This is a genomic window from Micromonospora sp. NPDC050686, from assembly GCF_040654475.1.
In the GTDB taxonomy this organism is placed as follows: Bacteria; Actinomycetota; Actinomycetes; order Mycobacteriales; family Micromonosporaceae; genus Micromonospora.
Window position 1 is genome coordinate 88114 of the sequence record NZ_JBFAID010000006.1, and the last position, 25547, is coordinate 113660.

Genomic DNA, 25547 nt, shown 5'->3' on the forward strand with positions numbered 1-25547 from the left:
TGCAGCTGTTGATCAGCGCTTCGAGTACTGAGGAGCCTTACGGGCCTTCTTGAGGCCGTACTTCTTGCTCTCCTTGACCCGGGCGTCCCGGGTGAGGAAGCCGGCCTTCTTCAGGGCCGGGCGGTCGTCCGGCTCGCTGACGATCAGCGCCCGGGCGATGGCGAGGCGCAGCGCGCCGGCCTGGCCGGTGGTGCCGCCGCCGCGGAGGTTGGCGATGACGTCGAAGGCTTCGGGCTTCTCGGCGGTCACCAGCGGGTCCTTGATCAGCTGCTGGTGCACCTTGCTCGGGAAGTACGCCTCGAGGTCGCGGCCGTTGCAGGTGATCTTGCCGGTGCCGGGCACGATGCGGACCCGGACGATGGCCTCCTTGCGCCGACCCACGGTCTGGATCGGGCGGTCGCCACGGGGCGCGCGGGCGACGGGCGCCGGCGCCTCGGTGGCCTCGGGGGCGACCTCGGTGACGGTGATGTCGGTCATGCTGCTTCCTTCGCCCGCGCTCACTGCGCGATCTGCTTGATCTCGAACGGCACCGGCTGCTGCGCGACGTGCGGGTGCTCGGCGCCGGCGTAGACCTTCAGCTTCTTGATCAGCTGACGGCCGAGCTTGTTGTGCGGGAGCATCCCCTTCACGGCCAGCTCGATGGCCCGCTCGGGACGCTTGGCCAGCAGCTCTTCGTAGCCGACCTGCTTCAGACCACCCGGGTAGCCGGAGTGGCGGTAGGCGATCTTCTGCTGCCGCTTGTTGCCGGTCAGCGCGACCTTGCCCGCGTTCACGACGACGACGAAGTCGCCCGTGTCGACGTGCGGCGCGAAAGTCGGCTTGTGCTTGCCGCGCAGCAGCGTGGCGGCGTGGGTGGCCAGGCGGCCCAGCACGACATCAGAGGCGTCGATGACGTGCCACTGACGCTCGATCTCACCCGGCTTCGGGCTGTACGTACGCACAGGTCTACCTTGTCTCGTCGTCGGTCTGGGGTCGCGCGCCGAGGTGACCCGTTCTCCAGGTCGAACCAGCGCGCACGAACGACCAAGCGTACCTGATGCGGCACGCCTCTGGATGTCGTACAACAGCAGGCAACGATACCCGCCGCCCGGTCTGCAGGTCAAAACGGGGTCACCCGGCGTCCCCTCGGCCCGGACAGCGGTACGGGTCACACCCGGGCCCGGGCCATCCGCGACCCCGGCCGGACGTAGGCGGCCCAGGTGACGACCAGCAGCAGGACGAAGAACCCGAGGTAGAACCGGAGCGCCGGCTGGATGCCGCCGTAGGTCGATTTCGCCCAGGCGTAGCAGATAGGGACGAGGAACCCGCCGAACGCGCCGACCGCGGAGATGACCCCGAGCGCCCCCGCCGCCTGCCGTCGCATCGCCAGCATCGTCTCCGGGGAGCCGCCGAGATCCTCCCCCTTGACCAGGAAGATCTTCGAGATCATCCGGTAGGTCGAGCCGTTGCCGATCCCGGTGGCGACGAACAGGGCCATGAACGCGGCGAAGAAGACGCCCAGGTGCCGGTGTTCGACGGACCAGAGCGCCGCGTACGCCCCGGCGGCCATCAGCGCGAAGCTGCCCACCGTCACCCGCGCGCCGCCGACGGCGTCGGACAGCCGGCCGCCGAGCGGGCGGCACACCGAGCCGACACCGGCGCCGAGGAACGCCCAGCCCAGCGCGATGTCGGGGCGGCCGAAGCTCGACGTGAGCAGGGTCGGGAAGGCCGCCGAGTAGCCGATGAACGAGCCGAACGTGCCGACGTACAGCAGGGACATCAACCACGTGTCCCGGTGCCGCAGCGCTGACCAGACCGGCCCGACGTCCGCCTTCGCCTCCGCCAGGTTGTCCATGAACAGGTAGGCGCAGGCGGCCGCGGCCACCGCCAGCGGGACGTACATCAGCCCGGCCCGGGCCAGGGCGAGCCCGCCGCCCAGCACGATCACCTGGGGCACCAGGAACTGCACCACGGCGACGCCGATGTTGCCGCCGGCCGCGTTCAGCCCCAGCGCCCAGCCCTTCTCCCGCTCCGGATAGAAGAACGAGATGTTCGCCATGCTGGAGGCGAAGTTGCCGCCGCCGAGGCCGGCGGTGGCGGCGATCAGCATCAGCGGCAGGTAGCCGAACTCCGGGTGGCTGACCGCCCAGGCCAGGCCGGCACAGGGCACGACCAGCAGCAGCGCGGAGGCGATCGTCCAGTTCCGCCCACCGAAGACCGGCACCGCGAAGGTGTACGGCAGCCGCAGCAGCGCGCCGACCCCGCTGGGCAGCGCGGTCAGCCACAGCGCCTGGCTGGTGGTGAGCTGCCAGCCGACGTCGTCGAGCCGGACGACGACGATGCTCCACAGCAGCCAGACCGAGAAGCCGACGTGCTCGGCGAAGATCGAGAAGATCAGATTCCGGCGGGCGGTCCGCCGGCCCACGGCCTGCCAGAACGCCGGGTCCTCCGGCGCCCAGTGGCCGATCCACCGGCCGGGCCGGCGTCGCAGGTCGACCTCACCGCTCTCCGCGGGTTCGACAAGGGTGGTCATCAGCGGTTCTCCTCACGGCCCGGCGGCGGCGTCCAGGGGCGGTCGCCCGATCCGCCGGCGGACCGGGGAGGGGCGGGCGCCCGGCAGCACCGTAGGAAGCCGGAATTACCGCGAGGTTCGGCCGGGAATTCGGGGAGGCAACGGGCCCCGCACCGACCGGCCGGCCCGGTGGTGAGCAGACGGGCCGGGTCAGAGCTCCTGGAGGATGCGCAACGCCCGGCCGACCCGCTGCATGGTCTCGGTGTCCGCGACGTCCACGCACTCGGTGAACCACTTCTTCATCGGCGAGGAGAGCCGGTCGGGCATCACCACGTACCCGCCCATCCGGACGGCCAGCGGCGAGTCGCGCAGCAGGGTCTCCTCGACCACCTCGGCCACGATCACGATCGGCACCTCGGTGGAGTTGTAGACGTCAGAGCTGATCACCAGGCCGAGGCGTTCCCGGGCGCCCTCGATGCGCCAGACCTCGCCCCTACGCAGCACGCGGGCGCCCGCCGAAGAGGACGTCGTCGACCATGCCCACCTCGTCGGCGTCGGCGAGGGCGGCGGACTCCAGGTCGAGGCCGGCGCGGCCGACCGCGGCAGCGTGCGCGGCGAAGACCTCGCGCAGCGCCTTCTCCCGGGCGGCCTGGTCCATCCAGGCGGAGAGGGACAGCCCTTCCCGCCGGGCGAACCGGCGCGCCTCCTCGATCGTCTCGTCGGAGAACGACAGCGTCACCTTCGCGGTCATGCCGACGAGACTACCCACTGGTATGACCGCCAGTCATCCTCGCGTTGCCCCGGCGACAAACCGGACAGGCGCCGCCGCCGGAGCCGGGCCGACCAGGGGCGCACCGGCGACCCTGCCGACCGGTCGCCCGCCCAGGTGCGGTGTGAGGCGGTCTTGACAGGGCCGAAACACAAGGGACCCGGCGCGGAAACCGCCCGTCGGCACGCTTCTCGGACATGACCGACCGTGCACGCTCCGCGACGCTACCGGGTGCCGTCCCCCGCCAGGCGGAGACGCACTGCCCGTACTGCGCGCTCCAGTGCGCGATGCTCCTGCGCGACGGCGACGACGGGGTCCAGGTGCTCCCCCGGCAGTTCCCGACCAACCGCGGCGGGCTGTGCCAGAAGGGGTGGACCGCCGGCGAGCTGCTGGACCATCGGGACCGGCTGACCGCACCGCTGCTGCGGGACCCGACCGGAGAGCTGCGCCCGGCGAGCTGGGACGAGGCGCTCGACCGGGTCGCCGCCGGGATCCGCGCCGTGCAGGGCGAACACGGCCGGGACGCGGTCGCGGTCTTCGGCGGCGGCGGGCTGACCAACGAGAAGGCGTACGCGCTCGGCAAGTTCGCCCGGGTGGCGCTGGGCACCCGGCACATCGACTACAACGGCCGGTGGTGCATGTCGTCGGCCGCGGCCGCCGGCATCCGCGCCTTCGGGATCGACCGAGGGCTGCCCTTCCCGGTGGCCGACCTCGGCCACGCGCAGACCGTGCTCCTGGTCGGCGCCAACCCGGCGGAGACCATGCCGCCGCTGATGCGCCACCTGACCGACCTGCACAGCCGGGGCGGCCGGTTGATCGTGGTCGACCCCCGGGCCACCGCCACCGCCCGCCAGGCCGACCTGCACCTGCAACCGCTGCCCGGCACCGACCTCGCGGTGGCCAACGCGCTGCTGCACGTCGCGCTCACCGAGGGCTGGGTCGACCGGCCGTACGTCGCCGCCCGCACCACCGGCTTCGACGAGGTCCGCCGGACCGTGGCCGGATACTGGCCGGCCGAGGTGGAACGGCTCTGCGGGGTGCCGGTGGCCGACCTGGAGGCGACCGCCCGCGCGCTGGCCACCGTGGACCGGGCGATCATCCTCACCGCACGCGGGGCGGAACAGCACAGCAAGGGCGTGGACACGGTCAGCGCGTTCGTCAACCTGGCTCTCGCCCTGGGCCTGCCCGGCCGCCCCGGCTCCGGGTACGGCTGCCTGACTGGGCAGGGCAACGGGCAGGGCGGGCGGGAGCACGGGCAGAAGGCCGACCAGTTGCCCGGTTACCGCCGGATCGACGACCCGGCGGCCCGGGCACACGTCGCGGGCGTCTGGGGCGTCGAGCCCGACCAACTGCCCGGGCCGGGCGTACCGGCGTACCAGCTGCTGGACTCCCTCGGCACGCCGGGCGGCGCCCGGGCGCTGCTCGTCTTCGGCTCCAACCCGGTGGTCTCCGCGCCCCGCGCGGCCCGGGTCGAAGGCCGCCTGCGCGGGCTCGATCTGCTGGTCGTCGCGGATTTCCTGCTCTCCGAGACGGCCGCGCTGGCCGACGTGGTGCTGCCCGTGGCCCAGTGGGCGGAGGAGGACGGCACGATGACCAACCTGGAGGGCCGGGTGCTGCGCCGCCGCGCGCTGCGCCCGCCCCCGCCCGGGGTCCGTACCGATCTGGAGGTGCTCGCCGCCCTCGCCGCCCGCCTGCGGGCCGGGGTCCCCGCCGGCGGCGGTCCGCTTTCGCCGCCGGACGGCGCGCGGCAGGCCGACGGCTTCCCGACCGACCCGCGGACGGTGTTCGCGGAACTGCGCCGCGCCTCGGCCGGCGGACCGGCCGACTACGCCGGCGTGACCTGGGACCGGATCACCCGCGACGAGGGCGTCTTCTGGCCCTGCCCGGAGCCCGACGGGCCGGACACCCCGCGGCTGTTCGCGGAGTCGTTCCCCACCCCGGACGGCCGGGCCCGGTTCCAGCCGGTACGCCACCGGCCGGCCGCCGAGCCGATCTGCGCCGAGTACCCGCTGCACCTGACCACCGGGCGGGTTCTCGCGCAGTACCAGTCCGGCACGCAGACCCGGCGGGTCACCGCGTTGTGCCGGGCCGCGCCCGGCGGCTTCGTCGAACTCCACCCGGACCTGGCCACCCGGCTCGGCGCGGCCGAGGGCGACGAGCTGCGGGTGGTCTCCCGCCGCGGCGAGCTGCGCGCGCCGGCCCGGATCAGCCCGGCGATCCGGCCGGACACCGTGTTCACGCCGTTCCACTGGCCGGGCCCGGCGCGGGCGAACTCGGTCACGAACGACGCGGTGGACCCGGTCTCCGGGATGCCCGAGTTCAAGATCTGCGCGGTCCGGGTGGAGAAGGCATGAGCGGCCGGACCAGCAGGCTCGCCGGGCCACCGGGCCGGCCCGAGGGAAACGGGGGACGGCCATGCGGGTCGTGATCGTCGGTCACGGGATGGCCGGGTCCCGGCTCGCCGCCGAACTGCACGCCCGGGGCGGGGACCGGAAGGTCACCGTGCTCGGGGCGGAGCCGCACCGGGCGTACAACCGGATCCTGCTCTCCACCCTGCTGGCCGGGAAGATCGACGAGCCGGACGTGGAACTGGCCGAGGTCTCCGGCCAGGGTGTCGACCTGCGCACCGGGGTGACCGCCGTGGCGATCGACCGGGCGGCCCGGCAGGTACGCACCGCCGACGGCGACCGGATCCCGTACGACCATCTGGTGCTCGCCACCGGCAGCCGGGCCGTGGTGCCCCCGTTGCCCGGCCTCGATTCGGCCGACCTGCCCGACCGGGTGGCCACCTTCCGCACCCTCGCCGACTGTCGCCGGATCCTCGCCACCGCCCGGCGGGCCCGCCGCGCCCTGGTGCTCGGTGGCGGCCTGCTCGGGCTGGAGGCGGCGCGCGGGCTCGCCGCCCGGGGACTGGACGTGGCCGTGGTGCACCCCACGCCGTGGCTGATGGAGCGGCAGCTCGACGCCGCGGCCGGGGCGGTGCTCGCGGGCACCCTCGCCGGGCTGGGCGTCAGCACCGTGCTCGGGGTGCCGGCGACCCGGGTGGCCGCCGACACCGATCAGGTCCGCCTCGGTCTGGCCGACGGCCGTACGCTCGCCGCCGACCTGTTGGTCCTCTCCTGCGGGGTACGCCCGGACACCGCGCTGGGCACCGCCGCCGGCCTGGCCGCGCAGCGCGGGATCGTGGTGGACGACCGGCTGCGCACCAGCGACCCGGACGTCTCGGCGATCGGCGACTGCGCGCAGCACGACGGCACGCCGACCGGCCTGGTCGCCCCGGCCTGGGCGCAGGCCCGGGTGGTGGCGCGGCTGCTCAGCGGCGAGGAGCCGACGGCCCGGTACCGGCCCCGACCGCCGGTGACCCGGCTCAAGGCGGCCGGCATCGACCTCGCCGCGATGGGCGACCCCGGCGTCGGCCCCGGCGAGGAACTGGTGTTCAGCGACGCGACCCGCGGCACGTACGCCCGGCTGCGGATCGACGGTGACCGGCTGACCGCCGCGATCCTGCTCGGCGACAACCCGGCGGTGGGCACCGTGGTGCAGCTCTTCGACCGGGGCGGGCCGGTGCCGGTGGACCGGCGGTCGCTGCTGCTCGGCCGGGCCTCCGGCACGGCGCCGGCCGCGGCGGCGACCTCGCCGGCGCTGATGCCGGACGGGGCCACGGTGTGCCAGTGCAACGACGTCAGCAAGGGAGCGCTGGTGGGCTGCTGGCGCGGTGGCGCCCGGACGGTCGACGAGGTGGTCGCCGCGACCCGGGCCGGCACCGGCTGCGGCGGCTGCCGGGACGCGCTCGCCGGCGTGGTGGGCTGGCTGGCCGCGGCGGACTCCGTGGCGGTGCCGTGATGACCAACACCGTGGCGGTGCCGTGATGACCAGCTCCGTGGCGGTGCCGTGATGACCAGCGACGAAGCGCGAGGAGGTGACACGATGGCCGGTCCGAAGGTGGTGGTCGTCGGCAACGGGATGGTCGGCGAACGGTTCGTCGAGGCGCTGCGGACCCGGGACCGGGACGGGCGCTGGCGGGTGACGGTGCTCGCCGAGGAGCGGCGGCCGGCGTACGACCGGGTGCGGCTCTCGGCCTTCCTCGACGGGGTGAGCGCCGAGGAACTGAACCTGCACACCCCCGACGACGGAGTGGAGCTACGCCTGGGCGAGCCGGCCCTCGGCATCGACCGGGCCCGGCGGCTGGTGACCACGGCGGGCGGCGAGTACCCGTACGACGCGCTGGTGCTGGCCACCGGGTCGTACCCGTTCGTGCCGCCCGTCGCCGGCACCGACCTGCCGGGGGTCTTCGTCTACCGGACCCTGGACGACCTCGCAGCGATCCGAGAGCACGCCCGGGGCCGGCGGACCGGGGCGGTGATCGGCGGCGGCCTGCTCGGGCTGGAGGCGGCGAACGCGCTGCGGCTGCTGGGCCTGGACACCAGCGTGGTCGAGTTCGCGCCCCGGCTGATGCCGGCGCAGGTGGACGACGCGGGCGGGGCGATGCTCCGCCGCTATGTCGAGGAGTTGGGCGTCACCCCGTACCTCGGGGTGGCCACCAGCGCGCTGCGCCCGGGCCCGGACGGCGCGGTCGCCGCGCTGGAGCTCGCCGACGGCCGTTGGGTCGACGCGGAGCTGGTGGTGGTGGCCGCCGGCATCCGGCCCCGGGACGAGTTGGCCCGGGTGGCCGGGCTGCCGCTCGGCCCGCGCGGCGGGGTGCTGGTCGACGCGGCCTGCCGGAGCGCGGACGAGCGGATCTGGGCGGTCGGCGAGTGCGCGGCGGTGGACGGCACCTGCCACGGCCTGGTCGCCCCCGGGTACGTGACCGCCGAGGTGGTCGCCGACCGGCTGCTCGGCGGGGCGGCCACCTTCCCCGGCGCGGACACCGCCACCAAGCTCAAGCTGCTCGGCGTGGACGTGGCCTCGTTCGGCGACGCGCACGGCACCACCCCCGGCTGCCTCGACGTCACCTTCACCGACCCGGCCACCCGGGCGTACGCGAAGCTGGTCCTCTCCGACGACGCGCGGACGCTGCTCGGCGGCGTGCTGGTCGGCGACGCGAGCGCCTACCCGACGCTGCGGGCGAGCGTCGGCGGGCCGCTGCCCGCTCCCCCGCTGGCGCTGCTGGCGCCGACCGGCGGCGCGGGCTCCGGGGCGGGCGCGCTGCCGGCCGCCGCCCAGGTCTGCTCCTGCAACGCGGTGACCCGGGAACAGATCGACGCGGCGATCGCCGGCGGGGCGGCCGACGTGCCGGCGGTGAAGGCGTGCACCCGGGCCGGCTCGAGCTGCGGCTCCTGCGTGCCGATGCTGAAGCAGCTCCTCGACGCGGCCGGGGTGCGGCAGTCGACCGCGCTCTGCGAGCACTTCGACACCAGCCGGCAGGAGCTGTTCGACCTCGTCCGGGTCCGCGGCATCCGGACCTTCTCCCAGCTCATCGCCGAGCACGGGCGGGGGCGTGGCTGCGACATCTGCAAGCCGGTGGCGGCCTCGATCCTCGCCTCGCTCGGCACCGGGCACATCCTCGACGGCGAGCAGGCGTCCCTGCAGGACACCAACGACCACTTCCTGGCCAACCTGCAACGCGACGGCAGCTACTCGGTGGTGCCGCGGATCCCCGGCGGGGAGATCACCCCGGAGAAGCTGATCGTGATCGGCGAGGTGGCCCGGGACTTCCGGCTCTACACCAAGATCACCGGCGGGCAGCGGATCGACCTGTTGGGTGCCCGGGTCGAGCAGCTCCCGCAGATCTGGCGCCGGCTGGTCGACGCCGGCTTCGAGTCCGGCCACGCCTACGGCAAGGCGCTGCGCACGGTGAAGTCCTGCGTCGGCGAGACCTGGTGCCGGTACGGGGTGCAGGACTCGGTCGGGCTGGCCGTCGCGCTGGAGCTGCGCTACCGCGGCCTGCGCGCCCCGCACAAGCTCAAGTCGGCGGTCTCCGGCTGCGCCCGGGAGTGCGCCGAGGCGCGCGGCAAGGACTTCGGCATCATCGCCACCGAGACCGGCTGGAACCTCTACGTCGGCGGCAACGGCGGCTTCCGCCCCCGGCACGCCGACCTGTTCGCCACCGATCTGTCCACCGCGGCACTGATCCAGCTGATCGACAGATTCTTGATGTATTACATCCGCACCGCCGACCGGTTGCAGCGCACCGCCGCCTGGATCGACGCGATGGACGGCGGTCTCGACCATCTCCGGTCGGTGATCGTGGACGACTCGCTCGACCTCTGCGCCGACCTCGACGCCGCCATGGCGCGGCACGTGGCGTCGTACTCCGACGAGTGGCGGGACGTGCTGGCGGACCCGGAGCGGCTGCGCCGGTTCACCTCCTTCGTCAACGCCCCCGACGTGCCGGACCCGTCCATCACCTTCACGGTGGAACGCGGACAGCCGGTGCCGGCCCGCGCGGCCGGGTCCGGCGCCGACCATCGCCGGCAGCCGGTCACGCTCGGACTTCCGGAGGTACGGCGGTGAGGACGCTCGACTGGACGCCGGTCTGCCCGCTCGACCGGCTGGACCCCGACCGCGGGGTGGCCGCACTGGTCGACGGGGTGCAGGTGGCCCTCTTCCGCACCGGCGGCGAGCTGTACGCAATCGACAACCTCGATCCCGTCGGCGGGGCGTACGTGATGTCCCGGGGCATCGTGGGCAGTCGCGGCGGCCTGCCGACCGTGGCGTCCCCGCTGCACAAGCAGGTCTACGACCTGCGGACCGGACGCTGCCTGGAGTTGGCCGGCGTCGCGCTGCGCCGGCACGGGATCCGGTGCCGGGAGGGTCTGGTCGAGGTGCGGTTGCGACAGGAGCAGTGATGCGGGAGGAACTGGCCGGTTTCACCGTCGGCGTGACCGCCGACCGGCGGCGGGACGAGCTGGCCGCGCTGCTGGAGCGGCGCGGCGCCCGGGTCGTGCTCGCCCCGGCCCTGCGGATCGTGCCGCTGGCCGACGACACCGACCTGCGGGAGGCCACCCGGGCCTGCCTGGGCCGGCCGCCGGACGTGCTGATGGCCAACACCGGCATCGGCATGCGCGGCTGGCTGGAGGCGGCGGAGGGCTGGGGGCTGGTCGAGCCGCTGCACACCGTCCTGTCCCGCGCGTACGTGGTGGCGCGCGGCCCGAAGGCGACCGGCGCGGTCCGGGCCGCCGGCCTGCGGGAGCACTGGTCCCCGGCCTCGGAGAGCTGCGACGAGGTGATCGAGCACCTGGTCCGGCGGGGCGTGGCCGGGCAGGTGATCGCGCTCCAGTTGCACGGTGAGCGGCAGCCGGAGTGCACCGAGGCGCTGGTGGCGGCGGGCGCGACGGTGATCGAGGTGCCCGTCTACCGGTGGGCGCCCCCGGCCGACCCCGCCCCCCTGCACCGCCTCGTCGACCTGGTCGCCGGCCGGCTGGTCGACGCGGTCACCTTCACCTCGGCGCCGGCGGCGGAGGCCCTGCTGCGGGCGGCCGGCGACCGTACCGAGACGGTGCTGGAGGCGCTGCGCGGAGACGTGCTGGCCGGCTGCGTCGGCTCGGTCACCGCCGAACCCCTGGTCCGGCGGGGGGTGCCGGTGAGCGCCCCGAGCCGGGCCCGGATCGGGGCGCTGGTCCGCACCATCGTCGACGAGCTGCCCCGCCGCACGGTGACCGTGCAGGCCGGCGGCCACCTGGTGACCCTGCGCGGGCACGCCGCCGTGGTCGACGGCGAGCTACGCCCGCTCGCCCCCGCCCCGATGGCGGTGCTCCGGGCGCTCGCCCGCTCCCCCGGCCGGGTGCTGTCCCGCGCCGCGCTGCTGCGTACGCTGCCGCGCGGCGCGGACGAGCACGCGGTGGAGATGGCCGTCGCCCGGCTCCGGGCCGGCCTGAAGGCCCCCCGGGTGGTGCAGACCGTGGTGAAGCGCGGCTACCGCCTCCGGCTGGATTGAACGCACGGGCCCCGGTTAACGCATTCGGTAGCGGCGGGGCCCCCGCTTGACACCCCGACCATGCCCGGCGACGGCCGGCTCAGCCGACCGGAGCGGGGTAGCCCCGGCCGTGCTCGGCCTGCAACCGCAGCATGGCGTGCTCGACCACCGTCACCAGCACCTGCTTCACCGACTCGCGCCGTCGGGCGTCGACGAGCACCAGCGGCACGTCGCTCGCGATCGCCAACGACTCGCGCACTTCCTCCATCTCGTACTGCGGTGAGCCGTCGAAGTGGTTGAGCGCCACCACGTACGGCAGGTTGCGGTTCTCGAAGTAGTCCAGCGCGGCGAACGCGTCGGCGATCCGGCGGGTGTCGACCAGCACGGCCGCGCCGACCGCACCCCGGATGATCTCGTCCCACATGAACCAGAAGCGGGTCTGCCCCGGCGTGCCGAAGAGGTAGAGGATCAGGTCCTGCGCCATGGTGATCCGGCCGAAGTCCATGGCGACCGTGGTGGTCTCCTTGCCCGGCACCTTCGACGGGTCGTCGACCCCGATGCCGGCGGAGGTCATCAGGGCCTCGGTGGTCAGCGGGGTGATCTCGGAGATCGCGCCGACCAGGGTGGTCTTGCCCACGCCGAAGCCGCCCGCGATGACGATCTTCGCGGAGACGATTCCCCGGTTCCGACCCGCCCCGGCTGGGTCATAGCCTGCGAAGTCCACTTAGCACCCTTTCAAGGATTTCCATCCGCCCCTCGAAGCCCTCGGCGGGAGCGGCAGTGTGTAACGTCAGCAGGCCATCGGTCACCATGTCGGCGACCAGCACCCGGGCCACCCCCAGCGGCATCCGGGTGTACGCGGCGATCTCCGCCAACGACTGGGCCCGGCCCTCGCAGACCGTGGCGATGCGGTGCTTGTCGTGCCCGGCGAACCGCGACTCGACGACCGCGGTGGGGCTGGCGCTCAGCACCGCCTCGATCGCCACGTCCATGCGCGCCTCGGTCCGGCCGCGGGTGACCGCGTACGGCCGCACCAGCGCGCCACGCGGGTCGTCACGCCGCTGATCCATCTCGCGATCACCTCCTCTCGGCCGGGGCCCGCCGGCGCCGGATCACCGTCCTACGAGCGAACCGCGTCCCGGGGCAGCGGCACCAGGGCGGCGCCGACCCGTTCCACCAGCAATGCCATCTCGTAACCCACCTGGCCGACGTCGCAGCTGCGGGCGGCGAGCACCGCCATCGACGAGCCGTCGCTGATCGACATCAGGAACAGGTACCCGCTGTCCATCTCGATCACGGTCTGCAGCACCCCGCCGGCGCTGAACATCCGTGCCGCGCCCTCGGTCAGGCTCACCACGCCGGAGGTGATCGCGGCGAGCTGGTCGGCGCGGTCTCCGGGCAGGTCCCGGGACGAGGCCAGCAGCAGGCCGTCCGCGGACACCGCGACCACGTGGGCGATGCCCGCCACGCTGTCCGCGAAGTTGGTGAGCAGCCAACCCATGTCCTGCATAGCCGCCGGGCGGTTCATCGACTCGTCTCCTTGGTGGGGGTGATGGTCAGGTCCGCGCCCGCCGACCGGCCGCGCTGCACGCCGCGGTGGTAGGCCGACAACAGACCGCGTACGTCCTCAGGGGTGCGCCGGCTGCGGTCCCGGCCGTTGTTCGACTCGATGCCGCCGGGCACGAGCTGCGCCTGCGGGACCCGCTTGGGCAGGCCGGAACGGGTGGTGCCGCCGGCCTCCGGCGAGGCCGCCCGGGAGGCCCGCGACCAGCCCTCGTCGGCCGCCGTGCGCCACGCGTCGGGGTCGATCAGCGGCGGCGCCGACACGGGCGGCGCGGACTCCGGCTCGGCCGGTTGGGCCGCCGCCGGCTCGGCGCCGAACGGCTCCGGCGCGTACGGCTCCGGCTCGGCCACCGGGTCGGCCGGCGCGGCGGTGGGCGTGGCGTACGGCTCCGGCCCGGCCGGCGCGGTGGCCGGCGCGTACGGCTCCGGCGCCGGAGCGGCGGCCGGCGGGACGTACGGCGGTGGGGGCGGCACGGCCGCCACCGGCGGATCGGCCGGCGGCGCGCTCGGCTCCGGCCGGGATGCGGCCGGCGGCCCCTCGTCGAAGCGCGGCCGGGTGAAGATGGCGGTGGCGTCGTTGCCGTGGGACCGGAACCAGACCGCCTCCATCTCCCGGAAGATCGGCGAGTCGGCCGGCCGGTCGGGGCGGGCGACCAGGGACGCGGCGGCGGACGGTGGGGCCGGGAACGGCGACGGCGCGGCGGAGGGCGCCGGGGCGGCGCCGACCCCGTGGCCGGCGACCGGACCGGTGGGCAGCACCGGCGGCTCGGGCTCGACCGGTGCCGGCGCGGTCCACCGGGGCAGCGACTCGACCGGCGTGGACTGGGCCGCGGCCGGGCTGTACGCGGGCGGGACGGAGACCGACGAGGTGGGGTGCTGCCCGGCTGCCGGCTGCCCGGACATCGGATACGCGGAGAGCGGCTGCGCCGACACCGGCTGCGCGGAGACCGGGTACCCGGAAACCGGCTGCGCCGAGACCGGGTACCCGGACACCGGCTGCGCGGAGACGGGGTACCCGGAGAACGGCTGCGCGGAGACGGGATACCCGGAGACCGGCTGCGCCGAGACCGGGACGGCCGACACCGGGGCGGCGCCGAAGCCGACCTCGGGGGCGAGTTCCCGGGCGTCGGCCGGCCCGGGCCAGTGGCCGGCCGGCCGGGGGGTGCGCCACGCGTCGGAGATCGTCGCGGTGCCACCGGCGACCGGCGACTCGCCCAGACCGGCCGGGGCGTACGGGCCCGGCTCGGCGGCCAGCGACGGCCGGGGCCGCGTGGGCAGCGGCATCGGGCCGGGGTCGGCGGGGAGCACCACGGTGGCGTTCGGCAGCGTCACCTGCGCCACCGTGCCGCCCTCGATGTTGCGGCGCAACTCCACCCGGATGCCGTACCGGTTGGCCAGCCGGCTGACCACGGCGAGACCCATCAGCCGGAACGCGGCGACGTCGACGGTCGGCGGCGCGGCCAACCGGCGGTTGAGCGAGTCGAGCTGGTCCTCGCTGAGCCCGAGGCCCCGGTCCTCCACCTGGACCAGCACGTAGTCCCGGATCCGCCGGGCGTCGGCCACCACTGTGGTGTTCGGCGGGGAGAACCGGGTCGCGTTGTCGAGCAGCTCGGCGACCAGCCGCACCACGTCGTTCACGGCGTTCGCCGTGATCGAGATGTCGGTGTCGATGCTGCCGAACTCGATCCGGTTGTACTGCTCCACCTCGGACTGGGCGGCGCGCAGCACGTCCACCAGGAGCGCGTCCTCCCGGCGTGGCACGCCCGCGTCGGCGCCCGCCAGCACCAGCAGGTTCTCGTCGTTGCGGCGCATCCGGGTGGCGAGGTGGTCGAGTTCGAAGAGCTGGGCGAGGCGCTTCGGGTCCTCCTCGCCCCGCTCGATCGCGTCCAGCTCGCCGATCATGCGGTCGACCAGGGTCTGACTGCGGCGGGCCAGGTTGACGAACATGGTGGAGACGCTGGTCCGGAGGGCGGCCTGCTCGGCCGCGACACGTACCGCCTCGCGGTGGACCACGTTGAAGGCGAGCGCGACCTGGCCCACCTCGTCGCGGTTGGTGAGCTTGATCGGGTCCCGCATCTCGCGGACGATCTCCTCGACCCCGCCCTCGCCGACGTTGCCCATGTTCTGCAGCCGGGTCACCGCGTCGGGCAGGTCGTGGTTCGCCACCGCCAGCGCGCCCTCCCGCAGCCGACGCAGGGAGATGTTGAGCGACCGGGCCAGCACCACCGCCAGGGTGATCGCGACGAGCAGGCTGAGCAGCACCAGTACGGACTCGAGCGCGGCCTGCCGGGTGGCCTCGATCCGGGCCCGCTCGGCGTCGGCCACCAGCCGGTCCTGGAGTTCGACCTCCGCCTTGCGCATCAGGTCGTCCATCGCGCCGATCGCGCCGACCGCGTCCGTGACCTTGAGGGTGGGCCGCTTGCCGAGCGAGCGGGTCAGCTCGCTGGTGATCCGGTCGGCCTGCTGGACCGCGTCGCCGGTGACGATGCGGGACACCACCTCACGCTGCCCCTGCTGGGCGGTCTCGGAGAAGGCGAGCAGGGCGTCCTTGCGCTGGGCCAGCGTGGAGACGAAGGCGAAGTAGTCGGCCTCGCTGAGCCGGCCGGCGGTCAGCGCGGTGAAGGCGACCGCCTCCTCCTCGGCGACCGCCGCGCGCGCCCGCCCGTACGCGGCCACCGCCCGCCGGGCCTCGGCCCCGCGCCCCTCGGTGGCCGACTGGGCCAGGGCGTCGCCGTACGTGCTGAGCGAGGAGAGGACCTCCTCGTACCGCTGGCCCGGGTCCCCGGCCGACGACCCCTGGCGGCCGAGCGCCTGCCTGCGGATGTCGGGCAGGGTGGCCAGCCCTTCGTCGATGTCGGTGAGCAGGTCGTCGACGAGCGGCGGCGGCTCCTCGACCCGTCCCCGGGCGGCCTGGTACGCGGTGATCCGCTCGTCGGTGGCGCGGGCCAGCAGTTTGTAGTCGTCGGGCGCGCCCTTCGGGTCGGTCAGGAAGCCCAGGGCGGCCATCCGCTCGGCGTGCAGCCTCTCGGAGAGCGCGGACACGTCGACGGCGAGCGCGGTCATCGACCGGACCCGGGTGGCGTCGTCGGCGCCCTCGGCGACCGCCACCAGCCGGACGGTGGCCAGCGTGATGACGGCGGCGATCGGCACGACGAGGATCAGCGCGAGTTTGGTACGGATCCGGGCGTCCCGCAGCCGGGGCAGCCCGCGACGACGGTTGAGCTGGCCGGGGCCACCGCTTTCGGGCAGGGTCGTAGGTCCGGTGCTCACGACATCGCCTCCGTCGTTTCTTCCGCGCCTGTACCGCCGACCCGCGCCTGCAGCGGACGGCGCCACGCGCGACACGGCCGGAATTTCATCAGACAAGATCCTGTTTGGGAAGCGGCGATGCGGTGGAAATCAGCCGTTCGGCATTCCGTCCTTGATCCGCGCACCGAATACCGCCGACTTGCCGAGTCCCTGAACAGGGCATGTAACTCCAGAGTGGTCATCTGCTTATTCAAGGTGAGCATTTGTTAACAGTGCGTATCACCACGATGTGGGACGCGCATCCCGACATGCAGCGCCCATCGCGGTGGATCAGCTCAGCTCCCCCCACACCGTACGGCGTGCGGCACAGATCATCCACTCAGGATTCGGACGCGATCCGCCGGCCGGCGGAGCACCGGGGCGGCGGGCCACCGGCCCGGAAGATCGGCGGTCCGGCGACCCCGGGGCCGCCATTCCGCCGGACTCCGGCGGCGATCAGCCGGAAATCGATGGCCGGGCCGCTGGATCATCGACAGAAAGCGAATTACCCGCCAGCGGCGCCCCATCGAGAACAATCGCCGCCCCGGCCGGCGCACGGCACGGGCCGGGCACCGCGCGTACCCCCGACGAGCTGTCGGGGACCCGACCCGGCGGTCCGGTCCGACGCCCCGGGATAGTCGCAGCTCGGGCGCGTCGCCGCGCCGCGCGGCGCCAAGGTGGCGATCGGGCGCACCGGCCCGTAACGTGCGCGACATGGCCAATCGGACGTGGGGCAGACTGCTCCTCACGGCGCTCGGTTTGAGCGTGCTGGCTGGCGCCGGTCAGCTCGGCATCGCGTACGGGTTCGGCATCGTCCGGCTGACCGGCGAGTTCACGGACGGCTCGGTCAACCGGTGGCCGGCCCAGCTGGTCTGGGTGAGCTGGTTCGCGGCGCTCGCCGCGGTGGCCGGCGCGATTCTCACCGAGCGGCTGGTCCGGCGTGACGAGGCGCCGGCCGAGACGGCGGAGCAACTCTCCGTCGCGGGCGCCGCGGCGCTCGGCGCGACGGTGGTGGCGCCACTGTGCATGCAGCCGGCGCGGGCCGCCGAATTCCTCTCCGTCGACCCGGTCTGGGCGGTCGGCATCTGCGCGGTACTCGGCGCGGTGGTCGGCGCGGGCGCCGCGCTGGCCGTGCTGCTCCGGCCGCCGCTGGGCTGGAACGTGGCGGTGCTGGCCGGCCTGGTCTGGCTGCTCGCCCTGGTCTCGGCGGCGCCGTCGCTGGTGGGCAGCGGCCCGCTGCCCACCGTCCGGCTCGGGGTGCTGGAGCCGTACGGCCTCGCCCCGGACACGGCGGAGCGCCTGGCCCTGGTGATCCTCCCGGTGGTGGCCCTGATCAGCGGTGCCGCGACGGGGGCCGTGGCCCGCCGGCGCGGTCACCCGCCCCTGGTCAGCGGAGTGGCCGGCGCGGCCGGTCCGGCGCTGATCGCCTTCGCCTACCTCTCCGCCGGCCCGGGTGACAGCGTGGACCGGTACCAGCTGGTGCCCTACTACGCGGCCCTCATCGCGCTCGCCACCGGCGTGCTCGGCTCGACCGCCGCGGCGCTGCTGCGCTGGCCGGTCCTGCCGGCCGGCCGGGCCGGCGCGCGGTCACGGCAGGACGCCATCACGCCGACCGACATCCTCCGCCCGCTGCCCGCCGGGACCGGGCTGCCGGACGCCCCGGCGGCCGGCGCGCCACCGGCCGCGGAGCCCGGCGGCGACCGCACGGGCCTGGTGGCGGCACCGGGCGACGCCCGGGACGGGTTCCGCACCACGGCCGGCAGGGCGCACGCCGACCTCTTCGAGTCCGCCCGGCCCGCCGGGAGCACGCCGCCGCACTGGGACTGGCCGGCCCCGTCCGCGTCGCCGGCCACCGCCCCGGTCGGGGACGCCGTCGCCTCGTCCGCGACCGGCGTCACCTCGGCCGCGGCCCGGTCCGACCGGCCGGCGACCGACGTACCGGCCACCGGCGCGGAGCTGCCGCCGGCCCCGGGCGCGGACCGGTCGCCAGTCGCCGGTGGGATCGACCTCGCCCGCGCCACCGGCCCCGACCGGCCGCCGGCCGACGGCCCCGAATCGCCCGCCGACACCGCCCCGGCGGAACCGTCGGCGGCCCGGCCGGCCGGCGCACCGACGGCGAGCGGATCGGGTACGCCGGCCGACGGGATGGCCGGTGCGGTCGCCGCGACGGCAGCCGGCAAGCTGGCGGCAGCCGGCAAGGCGGCGGCAGCCGGGACCCCCCGCCGGCCCCGGCGCACCCGGCGTACGGCCGACTCGGCGGCGACCACCGCTCCCGCGGCGGGCCCGGCTGCCACGACGGGCACAGAAAGCACGACGGCAGGGCGCACGGAAGCCCCGGGCCCGGCGCCGACGGCGAAGCGCGCCCGTCGCCGGACCGCCGCCGCGGCGGCGACCGGTGCGGAGGCGACGGGCGAGAAGTCCCCGGCCGGGGCCGACCCGGTCGCCCCGGCCCGCCCGGCCAGCGCCGCGGCGGCGGGCGCACCGGCCGCGACCCCGGACGAACCGGACGCGACCGCCGGCACGCCGGCCGGGGCGACGCCCGCGCCCCGGCCGAAGCGGGCCCGCGCGTCCCGGGCCGGTGCCGCCGCGACCGAGGTACCACCCACCGGCAGCGGCCCGGCCGTCGCCGACGCGCCCGACCCGGCCCCGCTCGACCCGGCCCGCCCGGGGAGCGCCGCCAGCGGTGATCCGCCCGGCCCCGCGCCGGCCAACCCGGACGCCGCCACGCGGGAGCCGGCGGCAGCCACGCCCGCCGGGCAGCCGGCCGCAGCCACGCCCGCCGCACAGCCGACGGCAGCTACGCCCGCGACGAAGCCGGCCGCAGCCACGCCCGCCGCACAGCCGGCCGCAGCCACGCCCGCCGCACAGCCGGCGGCAGCCCCGGCCGGGGGCGACCGGCCGGCCACGCCCGACGATCGGCCCGCCCCGGCCGAGTCGCCGTTCCCCCCGGGCCCGCCGGACGAGGAGCGGCGCGGCCCGGTGCCGGCCTGGCCGGTCGCACCGGGGCGGCCGGCCCCGCTCGGCCGGGCACCGCTGGCCGGGCCAGCCGGCCCCGGGACGGCGCAGCCCGAGGAGCACGACCGGGCGGGCCGGCCGGACGGCGTCGAGCCGAACGCGCCCCGCCCCCGGCACCGCGCGCCGCTGCCCGACCTGGACCGGGCGGCGAGTTGGGACGCCTTCGGCAACGGGTTCCGGCGTACCGCGCCGCCGGAGCCGGAGCCGGCCTCGGGTCCGCCGCCGGCACCGGCCGCCGCCGAGGAGCCAGCCGTCCCCCAGCAGCCGGACGGCGATCGGGAGGCCGCCGCGCCGGCCCCGGAGAAGGCCCGCCCGAAGCGGGGGCTGTTCCGGCGCAACCGGTCGCGGGCCGAAGAGCCGGACCGCCCGCCAGCGGAGGAACCACTGCCGCCCCGGGACGAGGAGTACGTCGACTGGGTCACCGGCCTGGCCAAGGAGGCGTCCGAGCCGGCGGCCGAGGAGCCGGGACGCCGCTCGCTGCGCTCCACCGGCCGGCACCACCGCGACTGACCGCCACCGTCCGGCGCCGACCGACCGGCGCCGGACGGATCGGCGAGCGTCGTCAGGCCAGCGGCAGGTACACCCGCCCACCGGAGGAGACGAACTCCGCCGACTTGTCGCGCATGCCGCGGGCCGCGTACTCCGTCAGCTCCTGCGTGATCTTCATGGAGCAGAACTTCGGCCCGCACATCGAGCAGAAGTGTGCGGTCTTCGCCGGCTCGGCCGGCAGCGTCGCGTCGTGGTACGACCGCGCGGTCTCCGGGTCCAGCGACAGGTTGAACTGGTCGGACCAGCGGAACTCGAACCGCGCCTTGGAGAGCGCGTCGTCCCAGGCCTGCGCCCCGGGGTGGCCCTTGGCCAGGTCGGCGGCGTGCGCCGCGATCTTGTACGCGATCACGCCCGCCTTCACGTCGTCCCGGTCCGGCAGGCCGAGGTGCTCCTTGGGCGTGACGTAGCAGAGCATCGCGGTGCCGAACATGCCGATCATCGCGGCGCCGATCGCCGAGGTGATGTGGTCGTACGCGGGCGCGATGTCCGTGGTCAGCGGGCCGAGCGTGTAGAACGGCGCCTCGTGGCACCACTCCTGCTGGCGGTCCACGTTCTCCTTGATCTTGTGCATCGGCACGTGCCCCGGGCCCTCGATCATCACCTGGACGTCGTGCTCCCAGGCCACCTTCGTCAGCTCGCCGAGGGTGCGCAGCTCGGCGAACTGCGCCTCGTCGTTGGCGTCCGCGATGGAGCCGGGGCGCAGCCCGTCGCCGAGCGAGAACGTCACGTCGTAGCGGGCGAGCAGCGCGCACAGTTCGCGGAAGTTGGTGTAGAGGAAGTTCTCCTCGTGGTGCGCCAGGCACCAGGCGGCCATGATCGAGCCGCCCCGGGACACGATCCCGGTCACCCGGCCGACCGCCAGCGGCACGTACGGCAGCAGCACCCCGGCGTGCACGGTCATGTAGTCCACGCCCTGCTCGGCCTGCTCGATCACCGTCTCCCGGAACACCTCCCAGCTCAGCTTCGCCGGGTCACCGCCGACCTTTTCGAGGGCCTGGTAGATCGGCACCGTCCCGATCGGCACCGGCGAGTTGCGCACGATCGCCTCGCGGGTCTGGTGGATCCGCTTCCCGGTGGACAGGTCCATCACGGTGTCCGCGCCCCACCGGGTGGCCCAGGTCAGCTTCTCCACCTCCTCGGCGACCGAGGAGCTGACCGCCGAGGTGCCGATGTTGGCGTTGACCTTGACCAGGAACGCCTTGCCGATGATCGCCGGCTCGCACTCCGGGTGGTTGACGTTGAGCGGCAGCACCGCCCGGCCGGCGGCGATCTCGGCCCGGACGAACTCCGGCGTCATCCCCTCCCGGATCGCCACGAACTCCATCTCCGGCGTGACGAGCCCCGCCCGCGCGTACCCGAGCTGCGTCGGCCGCCGGCCGTCCGCCCCGGCCAGCGGGGTGCCCGCGCCGCGCACCGGGGCGACGTCCCCGCGCTCGGCGATCCACGGTCCGCGTAGCGGAGGCAACCCGGCCGCCGGGTCCGAGCCGGGGCCCGAGGTGTCGTAGAGCCGTACCGGCGGGTTGTCCCCGGTCAGCTCCACCTCGGCGAACGGCACCCGGATGTCCGGCCGGGAACCCTCCACGTACACCTTGCGCCGTGCCTGCATGACAGCCTCCCTCTGCGGTCAACGCGACCAGCCGAAGTGGTCCAGCGGGCCGCGTCCCGCGCCCAACTCCCAGTCCCGGGCGCCGGTCAGCGCCCGGGTGACGTACTCCTTGGCGGCGGCCACCGCCACCGGCACCGGATCACCGGCCGCCAGCCGGACCGCGACCGCGGCCGAGAACGAGCAGCCGGTGCCGTGGTTGTGCCGGGTGTCCACCCGCGGCGCGCGCAGCAGCGTGGTGCGCCCGCCGCCGCTGAGCACGTCCACCGCCTCGCCACCGGCGGCCACGTCGCCGCCGGTCACCACCACGTGCGCCGGCCCGCCGGCCGCCAGGGCCTCGGCCGCCGCGACCATCTCCTCGACCGTGGTCACCGGGCGTCCGGTGAGGGCCGCGGCCTCCGCGCAGTTCGGCGTCGCCACCTCCGCGTACGGCAGCAGCCGCTCGACCGCCGCCACCACGCCCAGGCGGTGCCCGCTGGTCGCCACCAGCACCGGGTCGACGACGAGGTGCGGCAGCCGCCCGGCCCGCGCCGCCCCGGCCACCGCGTCGGCGATCGCCGGGCTGCCGAGCATGCCGGTCTTCACCGCGCGTACGGCGAAGTCGCCGAGGACGCTGGCGAGCTGGTCGCTGACGGTCTGCGGCGGCAGGGGCAGGACGGCGTCCACGCCTCGGGTGTTCTGCGCGGTGACGGCGGTGAGCACGCTGGTGCCGTACGCGCCGAGGGCGGCGAAGACCTTGAGGTCGGCCTGGATGCCGGCGCCCGCGCCGGAGTCCGAGCCGGCGATGGTGAGGACGGTTCTCGGGGTCACTGGCTCTCCCGTGGCTGCGGTTGGGGCTGCGGCTGGGGGGTGGCCGCCTCCTCGACGGCGCTGCCCAGCGTGGTGGCCGCCTTGTCGAAGGCGTCGCGCAACGTGGTGGCGGTCTCGGCCGGGTCGCCCGCCCGCATGACGGCACCGAGCACCGCCACCCCGACCGCGCCGGCCGCGACGCACCGGCGAACCTGGGCGGGGGTTTCGATGCCGCCCAGGGCGAGGACCGGGACCGGGCTGAGTGCGACCAGCCGGCGGAGCCCGTCGGCGTGCAACGGCGGGCCGTAGCCGGGTTTGGTCCTGGTGGGGAAGACCGGGGAGAGGGTGACGTAGTCCTCGGTGGTGAGCCGGTCGAGTTCCGCCGCGTCGTGGCAGGAGCGGCCGACCAGGGTGTGCCGGGGCGGCGGGTACGGGCCGGCGGCGGGCAGGTGGACGGCGGCGCCGCCGAGCGGGTCCGGCCCGGCGACGATCAGGGTGCCGCCGGCCTCGGCGAGGACCCGGCGCAGGTCGGCGGCGAGGGCGGCCCGCTCGGCCCGGGGCAGGTCCCGCTCCCGCAGCACCACCCAGCGCACTCCCCCGGCGACGGCCGCCGCGACCACCCCCACCAGTGGCCCGCGCGCCAGCCGCCGGTCGGTGAGCACCACCGGCCCGGCCGGCACCGGCCCGGGCGCCCCCACCATTCCGGCCGGCGCCACCGGCCCGGGCGCCCCCACCGGCCCGGCCCGGTGCCCGGGGCGGGTCCGCTCCGCACGGGTCACAGCTCGGGCCGCCCCTCGTCCGGGGTGGACGCCAGGGCGTGGAACCGGCGGGGGATCCGACCGGCGCCGGCGGCGAGGCGGCCGGCCTCGACGGCGTACCGCATCGCCGTGGCCATCGCCACCGGGTCGGCGGCGCGGGTGACGGCGCTGGCCAGCAGCACGCCGTCGCAGCCCAGTTCCATGGCGAGCGCGGCGTCGGAGGCGGTGCCGATCCCCGCGTCCAGGATCACCGGCACGTCGACGCCCTGCCGGATCAGCCGGATGTGGTGCGGGTTGCTCACCCCCAGGCCGGAGCCGATGGGCGCGCCGGCCGGCATCACCGCCGCGCACCCCACGTCGGCCAGCCGCCGGGCCAGGATCGGGTCGTCCGAGGTGTACGGCAGCACGGTGAACCCGTCGGCCACCAGCTCCTCCGCGGCGCGCAGCAGCTCCACCCCGTCCGGCAGCAGGGTGCGCTCGTCGCCGATCACCTCCAGCTTCACCCGGTCGGTGCCGAACGCCTCCCGGGCCAGGTGGGCCACCTTCACCGCCTCGGCGGCGGTGTGGCAGCCGGCCGTGTTCGGCAGCAGCCGCACCCCGCACCGCTCCAGCAGGTCGAGCAGCCCGCCGCCGGCCACCGCGTTGGTGTCGACCCGGCGCAGGGCGAGGGTCACCAGCTCGGTGCCGGCGGCCCGGACGGCCTGCTCCAGCACGTGCAGGTTGGCCGCGCCGCCGGTGCCGAGGATGAGCCGCGAGCCGTAGGTCTCGCCGCCGATGGTCAGCGCCACCGCGCTCACCCGCCCTGGGCGGCGCTGAGCACCTCGACCCGGTCGCCGTCGCGCAGCACGGTGGCCGGCCACCCGCCGCGCGGCACCACCTCCCCGTTGACCGCGACGGCGAGCCCGCGCCGCTGGTCGGTGACGGCGCGGACCAGGTCCTCGACGCTCGTTCCGCCGGGCACTTCCCGCCCGGCGCCGTTGACGGTCAGTTCCACGTCTCCTCCTGCGTGACGGGTTGCCCGGCCGCGCCGGCGAACCGGTCCGGCCGGAACGGCGCGAGCAGCGGGTCCGGGGTGCCGGTGACGATCAGCTCGGTGACCAGGTCGGCGGTGACCGGGGTGAGCACGATGCCGTGCCGGTGGTGCCCGGTGGCCGCGAGCACACCGGGCCGGCCGGGCAGCGGTCCGATGATCGGCGCGTTGTCCGGCGTGCCGGGGCGCAGCCCGGCGGACGCCTCGACCAGCTCGTACTCGGCCAGCTCGGGGACCAGGTCGACGGCGGCGCGCAGCAGCCGCAGCACCGCGCCGGCGGTGACCTCGGTGTCGGCGCGCTCCTCGACGGTCGCCCCGACCACCACCTCGCCGCTGTCCCGGGGCACCAGGTAGACCGACTCGCCGTCGGCGTACCCCCGGATCACGTGCCGGAAGCCCGGCGCGCCACGGCCGGGCGCGCGGAGCCGGAGGACCTGGCCCTTCACCGGCCGGACCGGCAGGCCGGTCAGCGCGGCGGCGCCGCAGCCGGCGGCGACCACGACCACCGGCGCGGCCACCTCGTTCGGCGCGGTGACCGCGCCGGGCAGCAGCGTGGCGCCGGCCCGTCGCGCGGCGGTGCGCAGCGCGGCGACCAGCCGGCGCGGATCGACCTGGTGGTCGCCGGGGGCGACCGCCCCACCGCGCACCCGGGGCGCCAGCGCCGGTTCGCGGTCCCGCAGCTGCGACGGGCGCAGGGCGCTGATCGGCAGCCCCAGCCCCTGCTGGTACGCCCAGAGCCGGCGCGCCTCGGCCAGGTCGTCGGCGGTCAGCCCGACCACCAGCGTCCCGTCGGTGCGGTAGCCCAGGTCGGCGCCGGCCGCCTCGGCCAGCTCGGCGGCGAACCCGGGCCACCGGGCGGCGGACTCGGCGAGCAGCCCGGTCAGCTCCCGCTCGCCGAAGTACGCCTCGGCCACCGGCGACAGCATCCCGGCGGCGACGTGCGACGCCCCCGACCCGGGCGCCGGATCGTGCACCACGACGCGCAGTCCCCGAGCCGCGCACCGCCACGCGATCGCCAGCCCGACCGGCCCCGCCCCCACCACCCCCACATCCGCAAGGAAGGGACCCCGGTTAACGCTTTCGGTAGTAGCGGGGCCCCCGCTTAACACGTCAGCGACTCGATCAGCTCGGCGGTGGCGCGGGCCGGGTCGGTGGCGGCCGAGAGCGCACCGACCACCGCCACCCCGTACGCCCCGGCGGCGCGCAGTGCCGGCACCGTCGCGGCGGTCACCCCGCCGATCGCGATCACCGGTACGGACACCGCCCGGGCGACCGCGCGCACGCCCGCGGGGCCGATCGGGTCGGGCAGGCCGGTCTTGGTGTCGGTGGCGTGGCAGGGGCCGACGCCGAGGTAGCCGGCCCCGGCGGCGACCGCCGCGGCGGCGGTGTCCGGCTCCCGGGCGGTGGCGCCGAGCACCGCCGTGGGCCCGAGCACCCGGCGGGCCGCCTCGACGGGCAGGTCGTCCGCACCGACGTGCCCGCCCGCGGCGCCGGCCGCCAGCGCCACGTGCAGCCGGTCGTTGACCAGGCAGGTCGCCCCGTACGGCCGGCAGAGCGCGACCGCCGCGCGGGCCAGCTCGTACGCCTCGCGGTCGGTGGCGTCGTCGGTCACCCGGACCTGGACGACCAGCTCGGCGCGGGCCACCGGCAGGGCGGCACGCAGCACGCCGAGCGGGTCCCGGCCGGGCCGGGTGTCGGTGATCAGATGCAGTCGCCCCAGGGACGGCACGGCAACTCTCCTCCCTGCGCCGGCATTACCCGGATCAGGTTCGACGGTCGGGGGCGCTCAGCCCCCCTCTCAGCCCGGTGCACCGGGCTCCCGTGGGTCACGTGGTTG

General features: G+C 75.7%; 22 protein-coding genes and 1 riboswitch. Of the genes, 6 read left to right on the top strand and 16 right to left on the bottom strand.

Features of this window, described 5'->3' with window-relative positions:
* Positions 1–12: 12 nt before the first annotated feature.
* The 5 genes from rpsI to AB0H57_RS07940 form a co-directional block, all read right to left on the bottom strand.
* Positions 13–477, bottom strand: coding sequence for a 30S ribosomal protein S9 (rpsI, locus tag AB0H57_RS07920; RefSeq protein ID WP_169595863.1), 465 nt, complete (start codon positions 475–477; stop codon positions 13–15).
* 20 nt (positions 478–497) lie between these two features.
* Positions 498–941 carry a 50S ribosomal protein L13 gene (gene rplM, locus AB0H57_RS07925; protein ID WP_357503872.1) on the bottom strand — a complete coding sequence of 148 codons (444 nt, stop codon included), beginning with the start codon at positions 939–941 and terminating at the stop codon, positions 498–500.
* 206 nt (positions 942–1147) lie between these two features.
* A complete protein-coding gene (locus tag AB0H57_RS07930) occupies positions 1148–2512 on the bottom strand; it encodes a nitrate/nitrite transporter (RefSeq protein ID WP_357503874.1) in 1365 nt (454 codons plus the stop codon).
* A gap of 189 nt (positions 2513–2701) precedes the next feature.
* A complete protein-coding gene (locus tag AB0H57_RS07935; protein ID WP_222956355.1) occupies positions 2702–2995 on the bottom strand; it encodes a type II toxin-antitoxin system PemK/MazF family toxin in 294 nt (97 codons plus the stop codon).
* Positions 2985–3242 carry a DUF6364 family protein gene (locus AB0H57_RS07940; RefSeq protein ID WP_357503876.1) on the bottom strand — a complete coding sequence of 86 codons (258 nt, stop codon included), beginning with the start codon at positions 3240–3242 and terminating at the stop codon, positions 2985–2987. Before AB0H57_RS07940 ends, AB0H57_RS07935 begins: the two co-directional genes overlap by 11 nt.
* A gap of 215 nt (positions 3243–3457) precedes the next feature.
* Here AB0H57_RS07940 and AB0H57_RS07945 point away from each other — a divergent pair, with 215 nt between their 5' ends.
* From AB0H57_RS07945 to AB0H57_RS07965, 5 genes are all read left to right on the top strand, one after another.
* Positions 3458–5614, top strand: a complete 2157-nt coding sequence (locus tag AB0H57_RS07945) for a molybdopterin oxidoreductase family protein (protein ID WP_357503878.1) — start codon at positions 3458–3460, stop codon at positions 5612–5614.
* A gap of 61 nt (positions 5615–5675) precedes the next feature.
* A complete protein-coding gene (locus AB0H57_RS07950; RefSeq protein WP_357503880.1) occupies positions 5676–7103 on the top strand; it encodes an FAD-dependent oxidoreductase in 1428 nt (475 codons plus the stop codon).
* An 84-nt stretch (positions 7104–7187) separates the two neighbouring features.
* Positions 7188–9713, top strand: coding sequence for a nitrite reductase large subunit NirB (nirB, locus tag AB0H57_RS07955; RefSeq protein WP_357503882.1), 2526 nt, complete (start codon positions 7188–7190; stop codon positions 9711–9713).
* Entirely contained in the window at positions 9710–10048 is a 339-nt protein-coding gene (gene nirD, locus AB0H57_RS07960; RefSeq protein ID WP_357503884.1) for a nitrite reductase small subunit NirD, read from the top strand. Before nirB ends, nirD begins: the two co-directional genes overlap by 4 nt.
* Positions 10048–11136, top strand: coding sequence for a uroporphyrinogen-III synthase (locus tag AB0H57_RS07965; protein WP_357503886.1), 1089 nt, complete (start codon positions 10048–10050; stop codon positions 11134–11136). The genes nirD and AB0H57_RS07965 overlap by 1 nt, the downstream gene beginning before the upstream one ends.
* Positions 11137–11215: 79 nt before the next feature.
* Here the strand turns inward: AB0H57_RS07965 and AB0H57_RS07970 are convergent, their stop codons facing one another.
* The 4 genes from AB0H57_RS07970 to AB0H57_RS07985 are packed head-to-tail and all read right to left on the bottom strand — an operon-like array spanning position 11216 to position 15948.
* Complete coding sequence (locus AB0H57_RS07970) at positions 11216–11839, bottom strand: ATP/GTP-binding protein (protein WP_357503888.1); 624 nt, start codon at positions 11837–11839, stop codon at positions 11216–11218.
* A complete protein-coding gene (locus AB0H57_RS07975; RefSeq protein WP_357503890.1) occupies positions 11820–12185 on the bottom strand; it encodes a DUF742 domain-containing protein in 366 nt (121 codons plus the stop codon). The genes AB0H57_RS07970 and AB0H57_RS07975 overlap by 20 nt, the downstream gene beginning before the upstream one ends.
* 50 nt (positions 12186–12235) lie before the next feature.
* Positions 12236–12643, bottom strand: coding sequence for a roadblock/LC7 domain-containing protein (locus AB0H57_RS07980; RefSeq protein WP_007465177.1), 408 nt, complete (start codon positions 12641–12643; stop codon positions 12236–12238).
* Positions 12640–15948: a nitrate- and nitrite sensing domain-containing protein gene (locus tag AB0H57_RS07985; RefSeq protein ID WP_357503892.1), complete on the bottom strand. Its 3309-nt coding sequence runs from the start codon at positions 15946–15948 to the stop codon at positions 12640–12642. Before AB0H57_RS07985 ends, AB0H57_RS07980 begins: the two co-directional genes overlap by 4 nt.
* A 732-nt stretch (positions 15949–16680) precedes the next feature.
* Here AB0H57_RS07985 and AB0H57_RS07990 point away from each other — a divergent pair.
* Positions 16681–19491, top strand: coding sequence for a hypothetical protein (locus tag AB0H57_RS07990; protein WP_357503894.1), 2811 nt, complete (start codon positions 16681–16683; stop codon positions 19489–19491).
* A 52-nt stretch (positions 19492–19543) separates the two neighbouring features.
* Here the strand turns inward: AB0H57_RS07990 and thiC are convergent, their stop codons facing one another.
* The 7 genes from thiC to thiE form a co-directional block, all read right to left on the bottom strand.
* Positions 19544–21136: a phosphomethylpyrimidine synthase ThiC gene (gene thiC / locus AB0H57_RS07995; RefSeq protein WP_357503895.1), complete on the bottom strand. Its 1593-nt coding sequence runs from the start codon at positions 21134–21136 to the stop codon at positions 19544–19546.
* An 18-nt stretch (positions 21137–21154) separates the two neighbouring features.
* Complete coding sequence (thiD, locus tag AB0H57_RS08000) at positions 21155–21943, bottom strand: bifunctional hydroxymethylpyrimidine kinase/phosphomethylpyrimidine kinase (protein WP_357503897.1); 789 nt, start codon at positions 21941–21943, stop codon at positions 21155–21157.
* The gene (locus AB0H57_RS08005) at positions 21940–22623 is read right to left on the bottom strand and encodes a thiamine phosphate synthase (protein ID WP_357504002.1); all 684 of its coding nucleotides are present in this window, start codon (positions 22621–22623) and stop codon (positions 21940–21942) included. Before AB0H57_RS08005 ends, thiD begins: the two co-directional genes overlap by 4 nt.
* A 74-nt stretch (positions 22624–22697) precedes the next feature.
* Positions 22698–23468, bottom strand: coding sequence for a thiazole synthase (locus AB0H57_RS08010; RefSeq protein WP_357503899.1), 771 nt, complete (start codon positions 23466–23468; stop codon positions 22698–22700).
* A 5-nt stretch (positions 23469–23473) separates the two neighbouring features.
* Positions 23474–23674 (bottom strand): sulfur carrier protein ThiS, encoded by a 201-nt coding sequence (thiS, locus tag AB0H57_RS08015; protein ID WP_357503901.1) that lies wholly within the window; start codon positions 23672–23674, stop codon positions 23474–23476.
* Entirely contained in the window at positions 23665–24819 is a 1155-nt protein-coding gene (gene thiO / locus AB0H57_RS08020; protein ID WP_357503903.1) for a glycine oxidase ThiO, read from the bottom strand. The genes thiS and thiO overlap by 10 nt, the downstream gene beginning before the upstream one ends.
* A complete protein-coding gene (thiE, locus tag AB0H57_RS08025) occupies positions 24813–25439 on the bottom strand; it encodes a thiamine phosphate synthase (RefSeq protein WP_357503905.1) in 627 nt (208 codons plus the stop codon). Before thiE ends, thiO begins: the two co-directional genes overlap by 7 nt.
* Positions 25434–25542, bottom strand: a riboswitch (TPP riboswitch). (Overlaps the previous gene by 6 nt.)
* Positions 25543–25547: the final 5 nt, after the last annotated feature.